This window comes from Sphingopyxis sp. OPL5 (assembly GCF_003797775.2).
Lineage (GTDB): Bacteria > Pseudomonadota > Alphaproteobacteria > Sphingomonadales > Sphingomonadaceae > Sphingopyxis.
This window is the reverse complement of the sequence record NZ_CP060725.1, coordinates 4,430,840-4,446,951: the sequence shown is the minus strand read 5'-3', so window position 1 is coordinate 4,446,951 and position 16,112 is coordinate 4,430,840. Positions and strand designations below refer to the sequence as shown.

Annotated in this window: 16 protein-coding genes and 1 pseudogene; all 17 read right to left on the bottom strand. The window is 63.8% G+C overall.

What is annotated here, in order from left to right; translation table 11 throughout:
- Positions 1–417, bottom strand: a complete 417-nt coding sequence (locus tag EEB18_RS21400; protein ID WP_187140712.1) for a GFA family protein — start codon at positions 415–417, stop codon at positions 1–3.
- Between the two features lie 58 nt (positions 418–475).
- Positions 476–904 carry a DUF6306 domain-containing protein gene (locus EEB18_RS21395; RefSeq protein ID WP_187140711.1) on the bottom strand — a complete coding sequence of 143 codons (429 nt, stop codon included), beginning with the start codon at positions 902–904 and terminating at the stop codon, positions 476–478.
- A 10-nt stretch (positions 905–914) separates the two neighbouring features.
- Positions 915–1,676 (bottom strand): SDR family NAD(P)-dependent oxidoreductase, encoded by a 762-nt coding sequence (locus EEB18_RS21390; protein ID WP_222943124.1) that lies wholly within the window; start codon positions 1,674–1,676, stop codon positions 915–917.
- Positions 1,677–1,758: 82 nt separating this feature from the next.
- On the bottom strand, positions 1,759–3,654 hold the full coding sequence (acs, locus tag EEB18_RS21385; RefSeq protein ID WP_187140710.1) for an acetate--CoA ligase: 1,896 nt from the start codon (positions 3,652–3,654) through the stop codon (positions 1,759–1,761).
- A pseudogene (locus tag EEB18_RS21380) lies at positions 3,651–4,825 on the bottom strand (acetyl-CoA C-acyltransferase). The gene acs and the pseudogene EEB18_RS21380 overlap by 4 nt, the downstream one beginning before the upstream one ends.
- Before the next feature lie 164 nt (positions 4,826–4,989).
- Entirely contained in the window at positions 4,990–6,375 is a 1,386-nt protein-coding gene (locus EEB18_RS21375) for an OmpP1/FadL family transporter (RefSeq protein ID WP_187140709.1), read from the bottom strand.
- A gap of 72 nt (positions 6,376–6,447) precedes the next feature.
- Positions 6,448–7,437, bottom strand: a complete 990-nt coding sequence (locus EEB18_RS21370) for a 2Fe-2S iron-sulfur cluster-binding protein (protein WP_187669045.1) — start codon at positions 7,435–7,437, stop codon at positions 6,448–6,450.
- Positions 7,438–7,477: 40 nt separating this feature from the next.
- Positions 7,478–8,581, bottom strand: coding sequence for a toluene hydroxylase (locus EEB18_RS21365; protein WP_187140707.1), 1,104 nt, complete (start codon positions 8,579–8,581; stop codon positions 7,478–7,480).
- A 44-nt stretch (positions 8,582–8,625) separates the two neighbouring features.
- The gene (locus EEB18_RS21360; protein ID WP_187140706.1) at positions 8,626–8,946 is read right to left on the bottom strand and encodes an MmoB/DmpM family protein; all 321 of its coding nucleotides are present in this window, start codon (positions 8,944–8,946) and stop codon (positions 8,626–8,628) included.
- Positions 8,947–8,987: 41 nt separating this feature from the next.
- A complete protein-coding gene (locus EEB18_RS21355) occupies positions 8,988–9,320 on the bottom strand; it encodes a Rieske 2Fe-2S domain-containing protein (RefSeq protein WP_262408032.1) in 333 nt (110 codons plus the stop codon).
- Positions 9,321–9,379: 59 nt separating this feature from the next.
- On the bottom strand, positions 9,380–9,643 hold the full coding sequence (locus EEB18_RS21350) for a toluene-4-monooxygenase system B family protein (RefSeq protein ID WP_187140704.1): 264 nt from the start codon (positions 9,641–9,643) through the stop codon (positions 9,380–9,382).
- Positions 9,644–9,655: 12 nt separating this feature from the next.
- On the bottom strand, positions 9,656–11,149 hold the full coding sequence (locus EEB18_RS21345; RefSeq protein WP_187140703.1) for a YHS domain-containing protein: 1,494 nt from the start codon (positions 11,147–11,149) through the stop codon (positions 9,656–9,658).
- 27 nt (positions 11,150–11,176) lie between these two features.
- Positions 11,177–12,607 carry an aldehyde dehydrogenase family protein gene (locus EEB18_RS21340; protein WP_262408031.1) on the bottom strand — a complete coding sequence of 477 codons (1,431 nt, stop codon included), beginning with the start codon at positions 12,605–12,607 and terminating at the stop codon, positions 11,177–11,179.
- 11 nt (positions 12,608–12,618) lie between these two features.
- Positions 12,619–13,356 carry a glutathione S-transferase family protein gene (locus EEB18_RS21335; protein ID WP_222943123.1) on the bottom strand — a complete coding sequence of 246 codons (738 nt, stop codon included), beginning with the start codon at positions 13,354–13,356 and terminating at the stop codon, positions 12,619–12,621.
- On the bottom strand, positions 13,353–14,030 hold the full coding sequence (locus EEB18_RS21330) for a glutathione S-transferase family protein (RefSeq protein WP_187140702.1): 678 nt from the start codon (positions 14,028–14,030) through the stop codon (positions 13,353–13,355). Before EEB18_RS21330 ends, EEB18_RS21335 begins: the two co-directional genes overlap by 4 nt.
- A gap of 122 nt (positions 14,031–14,152) precedes the next feature.
- On the bottom strand, positions 14,153–14,833 hold the full coding sequence (locus EEB18_RS21325; protein WP_187140701.1) for an SDR family oxidoreductase: 681 nt from the start codon (positions 14,831–14,833) through the stop codon (positions 14,153–14,155).
- A gap of 15 nt (positions 14,834–14,848) precedes the next feature.
- Entirely contained in the window at positions 14,849–16,066 is a 1,218-nt protein-coding gene (locus EEB18_RS21320; protein WP_187140700.1) for a CaiB/BaiF CoA transferase family protein, read from the bottom strand.
- Positions 16,067–16,112: the final 46 nt, after the last annotated feature.

Here is a 16,112-nt window from a genome sequence, read left to right as displayed (position 1 = left end):
TCAGCCCGGCATCGCGTCGGACGTCGGAAGAGCGGTGTTGACCGCCGCCCACACGGGCATGTCCTTGCCGAAGATGTTCATGGTCGGCGCGAGCCCATGGCCATCTTCGAGCGAGCCCAGCGCGATCATCACCATGCCGGGGAAGGATTCGATCTGGTCGGTGAAGAGCCGGGACCCGCAGGTCGAACAGAAATTGCGGGTGAGCGATTTGCCGCTGGCGGCGTCGCTCGTATAGCCGATGGCGCTGCCGCGATCGAGCGCAAAGCCGTCCGCAGGGAACACCGCCACGGTACTTCCGGCGCCTCCCGATGCGCTCCGGCAATCCCGGCAGAAGCAGTTGGCGACCATGACGGGTTCGCCTTCGACCTGATAGCGAACTCCCCCGCACTGGCAGCCGCCCGAAAATGTCTTGCTCATGTCTGTCTCCGATCGCTTTTGGGGCGCGCCCGCGCGCCATGCGGTTTCGATTGTTCAATCATTTCCCGGCCGCCGCTAGGAAATCGGCGGCGGCGTCGATGTTCGTGCGATGGCTGTCGAGCATATCCTGGAGATCGCTGCGGAGATCCTCGTCCTCTCTCTGCGCTAGCAGCGCTTCCAGCTTGCGCACGACCCAGGATTGACCCCGGTTCAGGAAGGCGAGCCGATCGAGCGGCTCGGATATGGCGATGGCCTTTGTGAAAAAGGCGCCGCACGCCGGAGAGGGCTCACCCCCCAGCCGCGAGATTTGCCGGCTGAGCATCTCGCACCAGCGCGATTCGTCAACATGAACCTGCCGCATGAGGTCGGCGTAACCGGTCCTGGCTTGCTTGCGGCTGACGAGTGCGACACGCGCTCCGGCGCGCTCGGCCTCGAGCAATTCGTTCAGGGCTGCCAGCACGGCGCTCTTGTCGATGGCTTCGGTCATGGAGGCGTCCTCATTTGGGCGCCATGCGCAGCGCGCCATCCAGACGGATGGTCTCGCCGTTGAGCATCGGATTATCGATGATCGCCCCTACGAGGTGGGCATATTCGCGGGGGGCGCCGAGCCGCGACGGAAACGGCACCTGCTGCCCCAGCGACTGGCGCGCGGCTTCCGGCAGACCTTCGAGCAGCGGCGTCATGAACAGACCCGGTGCGATCGTCACGACGCGGATGCCGAGCGGGGCGAGATCGCGCGCGGCGGGCAGCGTCATCCCAGCGACGCCTGCCTTGGTTGCTGCATAGGCAATCTGGCCCATCTGGCCGTCATAGGCCGCGATGCTCGCCGTGTTGACGATGAGCCCGCGTTGTCCCTGGTCGTCGGGCTCGTTGCCGCTCATCGCCGCGGCCGCGATCGACAGAGTATGGAAGGTGCCGATCAGGTTGACGCCGACCGCGTGGGCGAAGACGGCAGCATCATGGGGCTTACCGTCGCGGCTCACCGTTTTCACTGCCGGGCAGATGCCGGCGCAATTGACGAGGATGCGCCACGGCGCGGCAGTCCAGCCGGCCTGTACGGCATGCGTGACGCTCGCGGCGTCGGCGACATTGACCTTGAGGAACCGGCCGCCAATCTCGCTTGCGACCCGCTCGCCCTTCTCCTCGTCGAGGTCCAGGATGACGACATGCAGCCCCCGTGCAGCCAGCATCCGCGCGGTCGCCGCACCCAGTCCCGACGCACCGCCGGTTACGGCCGCGCCCATCATCATCGAAGCCATATTCTATCTTTCCTTATCGTCGCGCAGGCTGCGCGGGGCTAGCGGGCTGCTTTCGTGTCGGAGCTGCCGCGGCAACCCGATCTCAGCCGCGGCCATGGATCAGCGCCGACACCACCGCCGGGTCCGCAAGTGTCGAGACATCGCCCAGCTCGCCGAACTGTCCCTCGGCGATCTTGCGCAGGATGCGTCGCATGATCTTGCCCGAGCGTGTCTTGGGAAGCGCGGGGGCGAACTGGATGGTATCGGGCGCCGCGATCGGGCCGATCTCCCCGCGCACCCACTTGATGAGGTCGCCCCTGAGGCCGTCATCGGGGTGTTCGCCTTCGTTGAGCGTGGCGAACACGTAGATCCCTTGTCCCTTGAGGTCGTGCGGAACGCCGACCACTGCGGCCTCGGCCACCCTGGGATGTAGCACGAGCGCGCTTTCGATCTCTGCCGTTCCGAGCCGATGTCCCGAAACATTGATGACGTCATCTACGCGACCGGTCAGCCACCATTCGCCGTCCTCGTCGCGCCGCGCGCCGTCGCCCGTGAAATAATAGCCGGGAAAGGTGCGGAAATAGGTCTCGAAGAAGCGTTCGGGCTCTCCCCACACGCCGCGCATCTGCCCTGGCCAACTTCGAGCGATGGCGAGGTTGCCGCTGCCCGGTCCCTTGATCGGCTTTCCTTCCCCATCGAGAAGGCATGGCTCGACGCCATAGAAGGGCAGTTGCGCCGCCCCCGGCTTGAGCGGGCGGGTATCGGCGAACGCCGTGATCATCTGCCCGCCCGTCTCGGTCTGCCACCAGGTGTCGACGATGGGGCAGCGGCCTTCGCCGACGACATCGTGATACCAGCGCCAGGCTTCGGGATTGATCGGCTCGCCGACGCTGCCCAGCAAGCGCAGGCTCGAGCGGTCGGTCCGCGTCACCCAATGATCCCCCTCGCGCATCAGCGAGCGGAGCGCAGTCGGGGCCGTGTAGAGCATGCCGACCTTGTGACGTGCGACGATGTCCCAGAGCCGGGCGGGGGTCGGCCAGTTGGGAATGCCCTCGAACATCACGGTGGTCGCACCGTTCGCAAGCGCGCCATAGACGATATAGCTGTGCCCGGTAATCCAGCCGATGTCGGCCGAGCAGAAGAAGACTTCGTCTGGCTCGGGACGGAATGTTTCAGCGAAGGTCGCCGTCACCCAGAGGAGATAACCGGCCGTGCTGTGGACGACGCCCTTGGGCTTGCCGGTTGAACCGCTGGTGTAGAGGATGAACAGGGGATCCTCGGCCGCCATCGGCTCGGGCACGCACTGCGCGGCCACCGACCCCAGCGCGTCGTCCAAATAGACGTCGCGTTGATCCTCCATGAAAATCCGAGCCTCGGTCGCGCGCACGACGATCACCGTTTCGACGATCGGCGCCAGCGCCAAAGCGGCATCGACATTGGCTTTGAGAGGAACGCGCTTGCCGCCGCGACGCCCCTCATCGGCGGTGACGACCACGCGGCTGCCACAGTCCGAAATGCGCGCGGCAAGCGCCTCCGGCGAGAAGCCACCGAACACCACGGAATGGATCGCGCCGATCCGCGCGCACGCGAGCAACGCGATCGCCGCTTCCGGTATCATCGGAAGATAGATCGTGACCCGGTCGCCCTTGCCTACGCCAGAGTTCCTGAGGACGTTGGCAAATCTGCAAACCTGCTCGCGCAGTTCGCCATAGGTGAGGATACAGGCCGGTGCATCCGGATCGTCGGGCTCCCAGATGATCGCCGTCTTGTCAGGGTGAACGGCACAATGGCGGTCGAGGCAATTGGCACTGGCGTTGAGCATGCCGTCCTCGAACCAGCGGACATGAAAATCGGCCTCGTCGAACGACCAATCGCCGGCGCGCGTCGGCTTTCTGATCCAGTCGAGCCGATCCGCTTCCGCAAGCCAGTAGTCGTCGGGCTCGTCGAGCGAACGACGCCAGCGCGCTTCTCGCGGGGAAAGGGCGAGACTGTCGTTCATGCCAGTTCCACCGCCATCGCCGTGGCCTCGCCGCCACCGATGCAGAGTGAGGCGACACCACGCTTCAACCCGCGACGGCGCAGGGCATGAAGCAATGTCACCAGCACCCGCGCGCCCGAGGCGCCGATCGGGTGGCCGAGCGCACAGGCCCCGCCGTTCACGTTGATCCGGTCATGGGTGATGCCGAGATCCTTCATCGCCGCCATCGCCACGATGGCGAAGGCCTCGTTGACCTCGAAGAGATCGACGTCGGCCGCGCGCCATCCGATCCGGTCGAGCAGCTTCGATATCGCCGGACCTGGCGCCGTCGCGAAATCGGCCGGCGCCTGGGCGTGGACGGCATGGCCGACGATCCGCGCGATCGGCGTGCCAAGACCCGCGTCGGGCGCGGCGACGACCAATGCAGCGGCCCCGTCGGAGATGGACGAGCTGTTGGCCGCCGTCACCGTCCCGCCAGGCACGAAGGCCGGCTTGAGCGACCGGATCCGATCTGGTTTCGCCTTGCCGGGCTGCTCATCGATCGCAACGACGGTTTCGCCGCTGCGTCCCGTCACCGTGACCGGCGTGATCTCGTCAGCGAAATCACCCTCCACGATAGCGCGTTGCGCCCGTTCGAGTGATGCGATCGCAAAATCGTCCTGCGCCTCGCGGGTGACCTGCAGCCGTGCTGCCGATGCATCCGCGAAGCTCCCCATCAGCCGGCCGCGCTCGTAGGCGTCCTCAAGTCCGTCGAGGAACATGGCGTCCTTGAACTCGCCATGCCCGAGGCGAAGGCCGCCACGCGCCTTGGCGACGAGATAAGGAGCGTTCGACATGCTCTCCATGCCGCCACCAAGATGCGCGCCGATCCGGCCGCGATCCGGTCGGCGGCATCCATGACGGCCTGCATACCCGAGCCGCACATCTTGTTGAGCGTCGTCGCACCGACGGCGTGGGCAAGTCCTGCGCCCAATGCGGCCTGACGCGCCGGTGCCTGGCCCTGGCCGGCACCGATGACATTGCCCATGATCACGCCCTCGACGGCGTCGAGAACCGTCTCGCCGGCGCGCATCATGGCGGCACGGATCGCTACCGCGCCTAGTGCGCCGGCCGACAGAGCGGAAAGGTCGCCCATGAGCCCGCCCATGGGGGTACGAGCCGCGGAAAGAATATGGATCGAACGATCAGCCACGACGGCGAGCCTCGCATTGGCATTGAGGAGGGCAGCGGCACGCTGCCGGCAGAAGCTGGTCCATCAGGTGCAGCATCGACAGCGGTACGGTGCGAGGGTCCACCTCGCACGCGCACTGTACGCCCCGGCCGCCTTTCGGGGACCGTCTGAAGATTCCCGTCAGCCTAGAAAACATATTGTATGGCCATGGACAGCGACCTGATGCTGCCCCCGAAGGTGAACGGGCTGCGGTTGCTGGTGAAGGACAGCGTGTCGGCGGCGGTCAGGTTCGGCAGCGACACACCGCCGAGATTGGCGCTTTCGCCCGTCGCGATGGTGCGCTTCTCATACTGAACCCACTGGAAGGATCCCGTCAGGATCAGCCCGGATCTGGTCTGGTCCTTGCGCATGTCGTAACGTAGGCCGGTCGAGAAGATATGCCGGTTGGAATCATAGGTCAGGATATCGACCGCATCGCTCGGGAAGATGCTCTGGTTGAAGGCGTAGCCGCCCATGAGCGTCGCTCTGGGTGTCAGCGCATATTGCACGCCCATGTGGATGTTGGACGTGTCGTGCGCCTTATAGCTGACCTCGAGCTTATTGATGAAGCCGAGCAGCGGCGTGCTGAACTTGATGTCCGCCGGCGATCCGAAGCCGACCGCGTCGGACCAGAAGGTCCGCTGATAGTCGATCGACACCGTCGTTCTGGGCGTGATCTTTGCGGCGATACCGAACTGGATATGCCCCGGCATGTCGAGCCGCAGGGCGAAGGGGCTGGTTTGCGACGTGCCGCCGACGATGAGAGCAGCCGTGCCGTGGAACGTGTTCTTGGTGCGTGTACGTGCCGCGAAGCCCAACGTCACCGTATCACTGAGCTTATACTGGAGCCCGAATACGCCGGCAACGGAATCGAACGCCGTTTCCATATCGTTCGGTGGAAGCCCGATGTGGAAGTTCTTGTTCGTGTTGAGGGAAATCGAGCCGATGATCGCGCTGGTCGGTGTGGTCGGAATGATCGTGCCAGCTCCGCCCAAAGAGGGCGGCAGCGCCGCGCCGAAACTATCCGGGATCAGCGTCTGTGTGGTCAGGTGCCGGAAGGCGGTGATGCTGGCGGACGCACCGATCGACAGCCGGTTGGTAAGCTTGATCCCGATGGTCGGCGAAACATCGAGAATGAACAGCGACTGATCGGACATGTCGTAGCGGTGGATACCACTGGCGTTCGTCCAGTCCGCCGTAATGGCGAAGGGTGCGCCGACACCGATTCCGACCGTCACATTCTTCATGATCGGCGTGTAGAAGGCGAGGGTCGGCGCGACCGCATATTTGCCCTTGGTATTGGTGCGCGGGATGTTGTGGTTGCCGTCATCATCCTCGAGGTCGAGATGGGTAGTGTCGATCGCGCGGGCGTTGAACCCGATCAGGGGGCGTGCCAGGTCGGCGATCGCGGAGGGGTTTTCGTAATAGCTGCCGAGACTTGGCGGGAGTGCGGTACATGCGCCGCCGACGGCGGTGCAGTTCTCGTCCACTCCCATTGTTTGGATATATTGCGCATGGGCGGGCACGGCCATGAACAGGGCCGTGCTTCCCAGAAGTCCTGCGATCCTAACCCGCATTTTCTCTCTCCCCTATATTTTCTCTCGTCAGCAAAATCGGTCGAAGAAGACCCGGTCGCTGTCGATTCTACTCTCAGTCACCAAGCGACCCAGGATGGCGTCGATCATCGGAGGGGGACCGGCCATGTAGACGTCGGCCCCCGTCAGATCGGACAAGTCTTCGATCACCGCATCTCCGACCAGGCCCGGCCGGGTCCGGGCTGGCGCGTCGTCGCGAACGATGAGGTGCGTCTTCACCCGGCTGTTGCCCGTGCTGAGCCGCTGCATCTCGTCGAGGAAGCAGACATCGCGAGGGCCGTTGACGCCGAAGTAGAGATGGACATCCCGGCGGTAGCCGGCAGCGGCCGCCTGCGCGATCGACCAGATCGGCGCCAGCCCCGATCCGCCGGCGATGCCGACCACAGGCCGTTCGCAATCGCGCCGATAATAAGCGCCCCCATAAGGGCCTTCGACAGAGACGCGATCACCGACCAGATGCCGATGCGCAAAAGCGCCGGAAACGGCGCCGCCGGGCTTCACCTTGACGATGAGTTCGAGTTGCCTGCCGCCCTGGTCGACATTGGCCATCGAATAGGCGCGCTGGCCGACACCATCGAGCTTCACGATGACGAATTGCCCCGGCAGAAACGCCATGCGATCCGCCGGCGCCAAGGTGATGTGCATCATGTCGGGGGTCAGCGGTCGCGTGGAGACGACGGTGGCGACCGTCGAGAGCGGGCGAGGAATGCCTATGGGCTCGCGGACCCTGACGTCGATCCGGACATCGGTCATCGGACGCGACTGGCACATCAGGATCGTGCCGCCACGGCGACGGTCGCGGTCGGACAATCCGGGCGCATCGGCCCAGAGGGTTTCGACCTCGCCGTCGATGAGTTTGCAGCGGCAGGAGCCGCAGGCACCCGACGCGCATTCATACGGGAGATTAAGCCCCGCCCGGAGCCCCGCCATCAGCAATGTCTGTCCCGGATGACAGGCAAAAGCCTCCCCGGTCGATGCAACGGTCGCCTCGACCGTCACATCGCTGCGCGATGCTAGCATTGTCTCTATGCGACGGCTTTTAGGCGTCGCTCCCCAGTTCAGCCTCGTTGATGAGAGCGCTCCAGTCGGTGCGCACCCGTGACCGCATCGTCTCGGCAATCGCAGCCGAAGCCGGCTTGCCCTTGCCGAAAAGCGATTTCTCCTCGCGGACGGAATAGGCTTCCGCGGTCGCACCCGTGACGTAGCGCGTGATCAGATCCGTGCCCGCCTGCACGATCTCGTCCACCCGCCCGCGAGACTCAGCCACCAGTGTCCTCATCTCCGACCTGGCGTCAGGCGCCTGGGCGATGACGAACCGGGCGACGGCAATGCTCCAGCGGTTGGCGCGCACCGTATCGACATAGAGATTCTCGGCGATCAGCGCGTCGGTCTCGGCGCCCAGCGATCGCGCGACGATCGCGAATTGCTGCAGGAAGATGTTGTCGAGCACCGGCCGTACGCACAGTTCGTAGCCGACGAAGGCGCGGTCGAAGTCGTAGACCAGCATGAGTTGCTCGATTGCCTTGCGGATCGGTTGCCAGCCCGCATCCTTTTCCCAGATCGCGCGCTCGCCCGTCCCGAAGCCGCGCATTGGATGGGCATTGTCGAGCTGCTTGGTGCGGTAAGCGATCCGCTGGACGCGGCGCAGCGTGTCGGCGGTCTGGAACGTCGCACAATTGCCGACATAGGAGGACGGGGCCAGTTGCTGGACATAGGACGAAAGCATCTGCTGGCCATGCGCCAGATAGCGGCAGGGCGTCATCGCCGTCTGCAGGAAGGTCAGCGCCGTGTCGTCGAGACGACCGTCCGCCTTCTTTACCTCGGTGAAGTTGCGCAGCAGCTCGTCGACATAGGTTTCCTGCTCATCCTGCAACTGGCAATATTTGCGGTAGGTGAGCTCGTCCGGATCGCGAAAGTCGTTCCAGGCGGTGACGCCGAACAGTTTCGCGTCGCGATGCTCCCTGAGCCACACATTACCGGGAACGTCGGGGCCCATCTCGAGGGGCTGGCCACCGTCGTTCCGGTAGGTGTGGTTCATATTATGGGTGACGACTTCATATTCGCTCGGCTTGCGCCCGAGATTGCCGAAGCTGGACCAGGTCTTCGCCCGGTTCCTGCCGATACGTGTGACGGCTCCGCTCATGTTCCCTCTCCTAAAGGTGTGGCTTGCGTGTCCAGCACCTCTCTTTAGTTGCTGTGATACCAGGTGATTTCGCTGTCGGTGGTCTTGATGCGGCCAGCGAAGCTGGGCATCTCGATCTCGATCCGGGGCAGCGGGAAGTCGCGCCCCAGGTTGCGCTCCATCGATTTGCGCGTGAGACGGCAGGAGCCCAGCGTGTTGATGCGGATATAATCGCCGCGGTCGATCACGAAGACCTGCTTGTCGGGATTGTCTTCCGCGATCGCGTCCATCGCGGCGTCTGCGATCTCGCCCGAGCGCAGGATCGGGCCGCAGCCCTCCTCGCTGATCTCCTGCACCTCGACGATACGGCTTTCCGAAGTCTCCATCTCCACCTCCCTCATCCCTTGTGCTTTTGTGTCTTCCACGATCATTCCTCGATGGGCTGCTCGCCGACGCGAACCTTCCCCGCATCAATTTCAACCGGATAGCGCTTGAGCCGGCAGTTGGACGGGTTGATGCCCCGGCCGCTGTCGGCGGCGAACTGCCAGAGGTGTGCGCGGCAGGTCAGCACCCCCTTTTCGAACTTTCCCTCGACCAGCGGGATGTCCTGGTGCGGGCAGATCGCCTGATAGGCGTGAAACTGCCCTTCATGCTTGAGCACCAGCACCTCGACGTCCCCGGCCTCGAAGACATCCATTTCGCCGTCCCAGAGCTCGTCCTCGCTGCAAATCTCGTGAAACGTCACGCCGGTCGCGGTCACTGACATCATTCCTTTCCTTTCCATGCTGTCGCGACCGCGACCGTCTTCTTCTCGTTGCGTCAGGCGGCGTAGCGCACCGTCACGAAATCGAGCGGCGCGACGCCCTTCTCGGCCATCACCTCGCCGAAGTTGCGATCGAGCGGCACAACCTCATCGGCAATGAGCGCCTCGTAGGTGCCGCCTGGCTTCGCCTTGATGCGGCGCCCGACCGAATGGATCGCGACCGCATCGGCGATCTCGGCCATGCTGTTGTCGGTATCGATCGCGACGAGGTGCGGCACGAAGTCGCCCTCGAACACGCCGTAGATGGGAAACAATGCCATGATGCTTCTCCCTTATTCGGCGGCCTGCGCGTAGGACCGATAGTCCTCCGCCCAGCGGTAGCCATAAGCGTCGTCGCCCATCACATCGGGGGTGATCGACATGTAGGCGAGACCGCCTTCGAGGTTCATCGGCTGGATCATGCCGAGCAGGAACCGATCGATGACGTTGGTGTGACCCGCATAGCGCTCGGGCTCGACGTCGAAGCACCACTTCGAGATTTCGCTGTCGAAATTATAGACCCGACCCTTATATTCGGACTTCCACTGCTTGAGGTGGTGGCGGTCCCAGCCGGAGCCCAGCGGCAACTGGGTGATGTTGCAGAGCGCCGGCAGCGTCGCCGGGTAGGTCTGCTCCATCTTGCCCTCGTTCACATTGTCGATGATCTCGTCCCAGAGACCGCCCCAACTGTCTTCCCAGCTCGGATATTTCTCGTTGAGCCAGGCGCGCTCGGCCTTCGACACGCCGGCATTGGGCTTCCAGAACAGGGTCGGCCGCCAGAACCAGGTGCCGATATGCATGGCGTGATGGCCATGTTCGAGGCATTCGAGGAACTGGTCCCAATACCATGGCTGCTTGAGGCCGAGGTCGCGAGTCACGCGCTCGTGCTGGGTGACGACCCACTCGAGCATGAACTCCTTGAAGCTCTGCTTGCGATGCTCGAGCGGCGTGTAATAATCCATCGCCGTCCCGGTCAGCGTCTGGAACAGGCGGAACGACCGCCAGAAGGCGACATCGAAGATCCGCTGCGCGCGTTCGGGATCGTGCTTCATCATGATCTCGAGCGTCGGGAAGCCGGCCTGGGCGTGGCGGGCCTCGTCGGTCTGGATCGACGAAAGGAGGTTCGAGAAGTCAATGTCGCCCGCCGCCATCGCGTCGGCCGCCAGCGCCACGAACTGGACGTTGGTGAACCCATGCTCGACGACCAGGCTGGTCGCGATCGCCGCTTCCACGACATTGGCATTCAGCATCCAGTCGTCGAAGAAATTCTTGACCGCGAGGACGCCCCACTCGTTGGTGTGGAACCCCTTGTTGCACCAGTCGAACCGGGGATCGTTCTTCAGGAGGTCGTGGCTGAAAGCGAGGTCGAGCTGCGCGTGGCGCGTCTCGTCGAGCATTCCGTAGACGCCCATATTGCGCCAGGCAGGGGAGGGCGCGAACCGGCAGAAGCGCGACTGCAACGTGATAGCCATCTGCTCGACGAAGCAGGTGGTGCCCATGTGCAGATGGCTCGCCGCAGTATGGGCGGGGTCGAGCCGCTCGTAGAGATTCGCGCGCTTCAGCGCCTCGCGCACCGCATGGGCGCCGGCCTCCTTCTCGCGCTGGACCGACACATAGTCGCGATAGGTGCAGCGATAGGGCTCGTCCCACGTCAGCCAGGCTTCTTTCGGCACGGGGCCGACGCCACTCCACTGTTCGGGGAAAGCCTGCTTCTCGTCGACATAGGACAGGGTCCAGTCGACATCGCGGGCAATGTCATACCAATCGTCACGTTGCAGCAGGGACATGGATATTCTCCTCTCCGGTCAACCCCGTCAGGGGCCGACCTTCTTGACGTTGACGACGTGGACAGAGGTATATTCCTCCAGACCCCAGCGAGCGCCTTCCACTCCGAGACCGGACTGTTTGACGCCTCCGAACGGGATATCGGGTCCCATGGACGGGTGTTGGTTGACCCACGTCGAGCCGGCCTCCATGCGCTCGGCCAGCGCAGCTCCGGCCCCTACGTCTGACGTCCAGACCGATGCGCCGAGCCCGAATTGCGATGCGTTCGCGCGCGCGAGCGCATCTTCGGGATCGCTGTACCGATAGACGGTGAGGATGGGACCGAAGGCCTCCTCATGAACGATGTCCGCATTCGACGGCACATCGCCCAAGAGGGTGATGGGGAACCAGTAGCCAGGGCCATCCGGCACCTCCCCAACATGGAGAACAGTAGCACCCTTCGCCTTGGCGTCTTCGACCAGGGCGACGAGGCGGGCATGCTGCGCGGCATTCTGGATGGGACCCATCTGGATCCCATCGGCGAAGCCGTCGCCGATCTTGACCGACCTAGCGATCTCGATCATCTCCGCGATCAGCGCGTCGTGCAGGCTGTCGGGCACGAACAGGCGCTTGAGCGCCGCGCAGACCTGGCCGCAATTCGAGAATTTCGCCCAGAAGATATCGTTGGCGAACTTTTTGGGATCGACGTCGGGCAGCACGATGCCGGCATCATTACCGCCAAGCTCGAGCGTCAGGCGCTTCAGTGTCGGCGCAGCGTCCGCCATGATGCGCTTGCCCGTCGCGGTCGAGCCGGTAAAGGCGATCTTGCGGATGTCGGGATGGGTCACGAGCGCGGCGCCGACCTCGTTGCCGCCGTTGATCACGTTGACGACGCCTGCCGGGAAGATTTCGCGCGCGATCTCCCCGATCTTCAGCGTGGCAAGCGGGGTCACGAGGGCGGGCTTCACCACGACGGTATTTCCCGCAACCAGGCAGGGGCCGAGCTTCCATAGGCACAGCAGGACCGGATAGTTCCAGGCCGTGATCGCGGCGACGGGCCCAAGCGGACGCCGGCGCAGCTCGACGAACTGTTCGGGCTTGTCGCGGATCACGACTGGATCAAGGTCGAGATCGCAATAGCTCTCCATGGTCGCGATAGCGCCGTTGATCTCGCCCTTGGCGTTGTTGATCGGCTTGCCCTGCTCACTGGTCAGCATGTGCGCGAGGATGTCGATATTCTCGCGCAGCTTCGCCGCGAACGCGCGCACCAGTTGCTGACGCTCGGCGATCGGGGTCGTGGACCAGGCCGGGAAGGCCGCCTTGGCGGCGGCCACGGCATCGTTGACCTGCATCGGGTTGGCGACGGGGGCCTTCACGAAGGGCTCGGCCGTCGAGGGGTTGATGACCTCGACGAAATCGGTGGTCGGCGCAGCCTGACCGCCGATCGTCATTTTCGGGTCGCCAACAGTCACCATATCCATCTTTCGACTCCTCAGTTCGACGAGCTTCGTTCGCCAAGGCGCGTTTGCCCCGCGCCGAACAGCGTCTTCCATTGATCGGGATCATAACCCTGATAGCCTTGCCCGCGCTCGATGCCCCTGGCATCCTCGGGGCGCACCTTCGCCGAAGGCCGCTCGGCAATGCGGTCCGACCAGGCCTTGACCGCCGGATAATCGGCGAGATCGACGCCATGTCCCTTCGACACGCGGGTCCACGGAAACGCGGCGAGATCGGCGATGGTGAAGCTGTCGCCGACCAGCCATTGGCGTGCGCTCAGCGCATGTTCGAGCACATCATAATGCCGGCGGACCTCGCGCTCGTATCGCTCCCTGGCATAGGGAATATCGATCCCGGCCTTGGGCGCATGGCTCACGAAATGCGCGCCTTGCCCGCTCATCGGGCCTTGCCCGCTGACCTGCCAGCAGACCCAGGCGAGGCAATGATATTTGTCCGCTTGGTCTTGCGGCAGCAGCTTGCCGAACTTCTCGGCGAGATAGAGCAGGATAGCGCCGCTCTCGAACACGCGGATCGGCTCGCCGTCGGGACCGTCATGATCGAGGATCGCTGGCACCTTGCCGTTCGGGTTGATCGCGAGATATTCGGGCTTGAACTGATCGCCCTTCGAAATATCCGTCCAGACGATGCGATAGGGCGCACCGACCTCCTCGAGCATCATCAACACCTTCCGGGCGTTGGGCGTCGTATGGTAGAAGAGGTCGATCACGATCATGCCGCCTTTTTGCTGACGTCGGAGATCCGGGCCCTGAGCCGCTCGACATAGGCGACTAGATTGGGCTTCGAGGCGACGTAGTCCTTGGTGTCGAAGATGAAGGGCGTCTCGAGCGTATGCTTGAGGAGCGAGAGCACATTGGCATCGATCGAGCGCGGCTTGTCACCCATGAAATAGGGCTGGTCGCCGAGCTGGCCGGCAAGCGCATCGACGTCCTGCCGCGCGCGGGCATAGACCTGCTCCGCGTTGAGGCGGCCCATGCCCTGCCCATCGAACTCGCCGAGCACCATGCGGCGGAAGGTCTCGAGCTCGTTGCGCAGCGATGCGTCGGGCTGGTTGCCGCCACAGATGATGGGAACATACGTTTCCCAGTTCGCCTGCTCGCGCCAGCGTGGCTGAATGACCGCCGACCAGTAGAAATGCTCGTCGAGCAGGCGATTGAACGCCATCATCTGCGCGCGCTCGCGCGCGTCCGCTCCCCTGTCGAGCGGCTCGCTGCGGCTCGCCTCGAAGTGGCGGATGATGGCGGTCGAATCCGCGACGATCGTGCCGTCGTCATCCTCGATCGTTGGCAGCTTGCCGTGCGGCGTGTCCGCCTTCAGGGTGAACGGGTTGGCGCCGACCAACTGGTAGTCGATCCCGGCCAGGTCCATGTAAAAGGCAACCTTGGTCACATAGGGACTGATGCAGGGAACCGACCATCCCGGACCGTAGCAATACAGCTTCACCATTATCCTCTCCTTTCCTCCGATCAGCCGATGTTTGCCTCGGCCTTGTCGGACATTTTATTATCACCTCACCAGATGAGCGCCTGTCCGTTCGAGTGGCGGAAGTCGCCGGCGGTCTCGAGCGTCAGCTCGTCCATGCGTGCGATAAGGCCCGTGGCGGCCTCGGCGGGCGAAATATAATTATAGTCGCCGGGATAATCCTTCACGAGGTCCGTCTTCACCATGCCGGGATGGAGCATCCGCACGGCAATGCCCTGCTTCTTCAGGTCATGGTGCAGGTTGAGGCCGACCATGTTGGCGGCCGCCTTCGATAGACGATAGCTATACTGGCCGCCCGAGCTGTTGTCGCCGAGCGAGCCTACCCGGCTCGTGACGATTCCGACCTTCGAGCCTTCCTGCAGCAGCGGCAACGAAGCCTCGATCGTGCGCAGCGGCCCGACCGTGTTGATCTGGAATTCCCAGTTGAGCCTGTCGTAGTCGATCTTGCCGAGCTCGTCCAAGGTCATGACGCCGGCGATATGATACAGCACGTCGACCTTGACGCCGCTCTCCTGCAGCGTTTTGACCATGCCGCTCACGGCATCGCCCGACGTCACATCCACCTTGGGCAGGATGGTGACGGAAGCATCCTCGAAATCGGTGCTTTCCCCCATGATCGCCGCATAAACCGTGTCGCCGCGATCCGCGAGTTGCTTGGCGATATTCCAGGCGATGCCCTTGTCGGCACCCACCACCAAAGCTGTCGTCATTGTCCGTGCCTCTCCTTAAGCGGCTTGTTCGCGTGTCTGTTCGGGATCGAGGCCCAGCGCGCCGTCGTGGCGCAGCTTCTCGATCGCGCTGCTGTCATAGCCCACCTCGGCCAGAAGCTCGGCGCCATGCTCGTTGAGGAGCGGCGCGCCGCTGCGGTGGGCGGTCGGGGTCTTCTCGAAACGGGCTGGCGCGCGGGTCTGACGCAGCGGGCCTGCTGCAGGGTGATGATATTCGAGGAGGATATTGTTCGCGATCACTTGCGGATGCGCGATGACCTCGCGGCGGGTGAGAGCCGGTGCGCACGGGACGTCATGCTTCTCCAGCAGCGCCATCCAATGGGCGGTCGGCATCGTCTTGAGCACATCTTGCGTTAGTTCGAGGCGGGCATCGACATTGGCATCGCGGTTCTCGGCAGAGCAGAAGCGCTCGTCGGCGAGCCACTCCGGCTTCTCGAACGCCGTGCAAAGGCCCCGCCATTCCTTGTCCGACATGATCGACACGGTCATGTGGCCATCGGCGGTCTCGTAGATGAGGTCGATGAAGGAGGCGGCGGTCGCCGGGGCATCCGCCTGATCGGGATAGGTGAGGCCGCCCATGTCGGAGGCCCAGAGAAAATAGAGCACCGAATCGAGCATCGACAGGCGAATGTGCTGACCCTGACCCTCGGTGCCGCGCCCGACCAGCGCTGCGGTCATCGTCTGCGCCGCCATCACCGCCGCGAGCTTGTCGGGAAGCACCGTGCGGATGAGGCGAGGGCGCTCGCCATCGCTGCCGGCCTGGATGGTGGTGAGACCAGAGACGGCCTGGATAACCGGGTCGTAGACCGGCTTCCCGACCCAGGGACCCTCGTCGCCGAAACCGGAGATCGAGAGATAGATGAGCTTCGGGTTGATCGCCTTCAGCGCCTCATAACCGAGCCCCAGGCGCTGCATAACGCCGGGACGAAAATTCTGGACGAAGATATCGGCGCTCTCGACCAGCTTCTTGAGCGCATCGACGCCCGCCGGGTTTTTGAGGTCGAGCGCGATCGAGCGCTTGTTGCGGTTGATGTTGAGGAACATCGAGGACATGCCGCCCCGGCGATTGCCGAGCGAACGTATATGATCTCCCTTACCCGGTGTCTCCACCTTGATGACGTCTGCGCCCTGGTCCGCCAGGATCATCGTGGCCCACGGCCCCGACAACATCGTGGTGGCATCGATCACGCGCACGCCGGACAACGGTCCAGACATTCTTCTCTCCCAACATGGTCGTTCGCCGGGTCAACCGGCTTGGATC

Excerpts from the sequence above, each read along its gene's own strand:
- EEB18_RS21400 (WP_187140712.1), bottom strand. The coding sequence starts at position 417 with ATGAGCAAGACATTTTCGGGCGGCTGCCAGTGCGGGGGAGTTCGCTAT.
- EEB18_RS21395 (WP_187140711.1), bottom strand. The coding sequence starts at position 904 with ATGACCGAAGCCATCGACAAGAGCGCCGTGCTGGCAGCCCTGAACGAA.
- EEB18_RS21390 (WP_222943124.1), bottom strand. The coding sequence starts at position 1,676 with ATGGCTTCGATGATGATGGGCGCGGCCGTAACCGGCGGTGCGTCGGGA.
- acs (WP_187140710.1), bottom strand. The coding sequence starts at position 3,654 with ATGAACGACAGTCTCGCCCTTTCCCCGCGAGAAGCGCGCTGGCGTCGT.
- EEB18_RS21375 (WP_187140709.1), bottom strand. The coding sequence starts at position 6,375 with ATGGCCGTGCCCGCCCATGCGCAATATATCCAAACAATGGGAGTGGAC.
- EEB18_RS21365 (WP_187140707.1), bottom strand. The coding sequence starts at position 8,581 with ATGAGCGGAGCCGTCACACGTATCGGCAGGAACCGGGCGAAGACCTGG.
- EEB18_RS21360 (WP_187140706.1), bottom strand. The coding sequence starts at position 8,946 with ATGGAGACTTCGGAAAGCCGTATCGTCGAGGTGCAGGAGATCAGCGAG.
- EEB18_RS21350 (WP_187140704.1), bottom strand. The coding sequence starts at position 9,643 with ATGGCATTGTTTCCCATCTACGGCGTGTTCGAGGGCGACTTCGTGCCG.
- EEB18_RS21345 (WP_187140703.1), bottom strand. The coding sequence starts at position 11,149 with ATGTCCCTGCTGCAACGTGACGATTGGTATGACATTGCCCGCGATGTC.
- EEB18_RS21340 (WP_262408031.1), bottom strand. The coding sequence starts at position 12,607 with ATGGATATGGTGACTGTTGGCGACCCGAAAATGACGATCGGCGGTCAG.
- EEB18_RS21335 (WP_222943123.1), bottom strand. The coding sequence starts at position 13,356 with ATGATCGTGATCGACCTCTTCTACCATACGACGCCCAACGCCCGGAAG.
- EEB18_RS21325 (WP_187140701.1), bottom strand. The coding sequence starts at position 14,833 with ATGACGACAGCTTTGGTGGTGGGTGCCGACAAGGGCATCGCCTGGAAT.
- EEB18_RS21320 (WP_187140700.1), bottom strand. The coding sequence starts at position 16,066 with ATGTCTGGACCGTTGTCCGGCGTGCGCGTGATCGATGCCACCACGATG.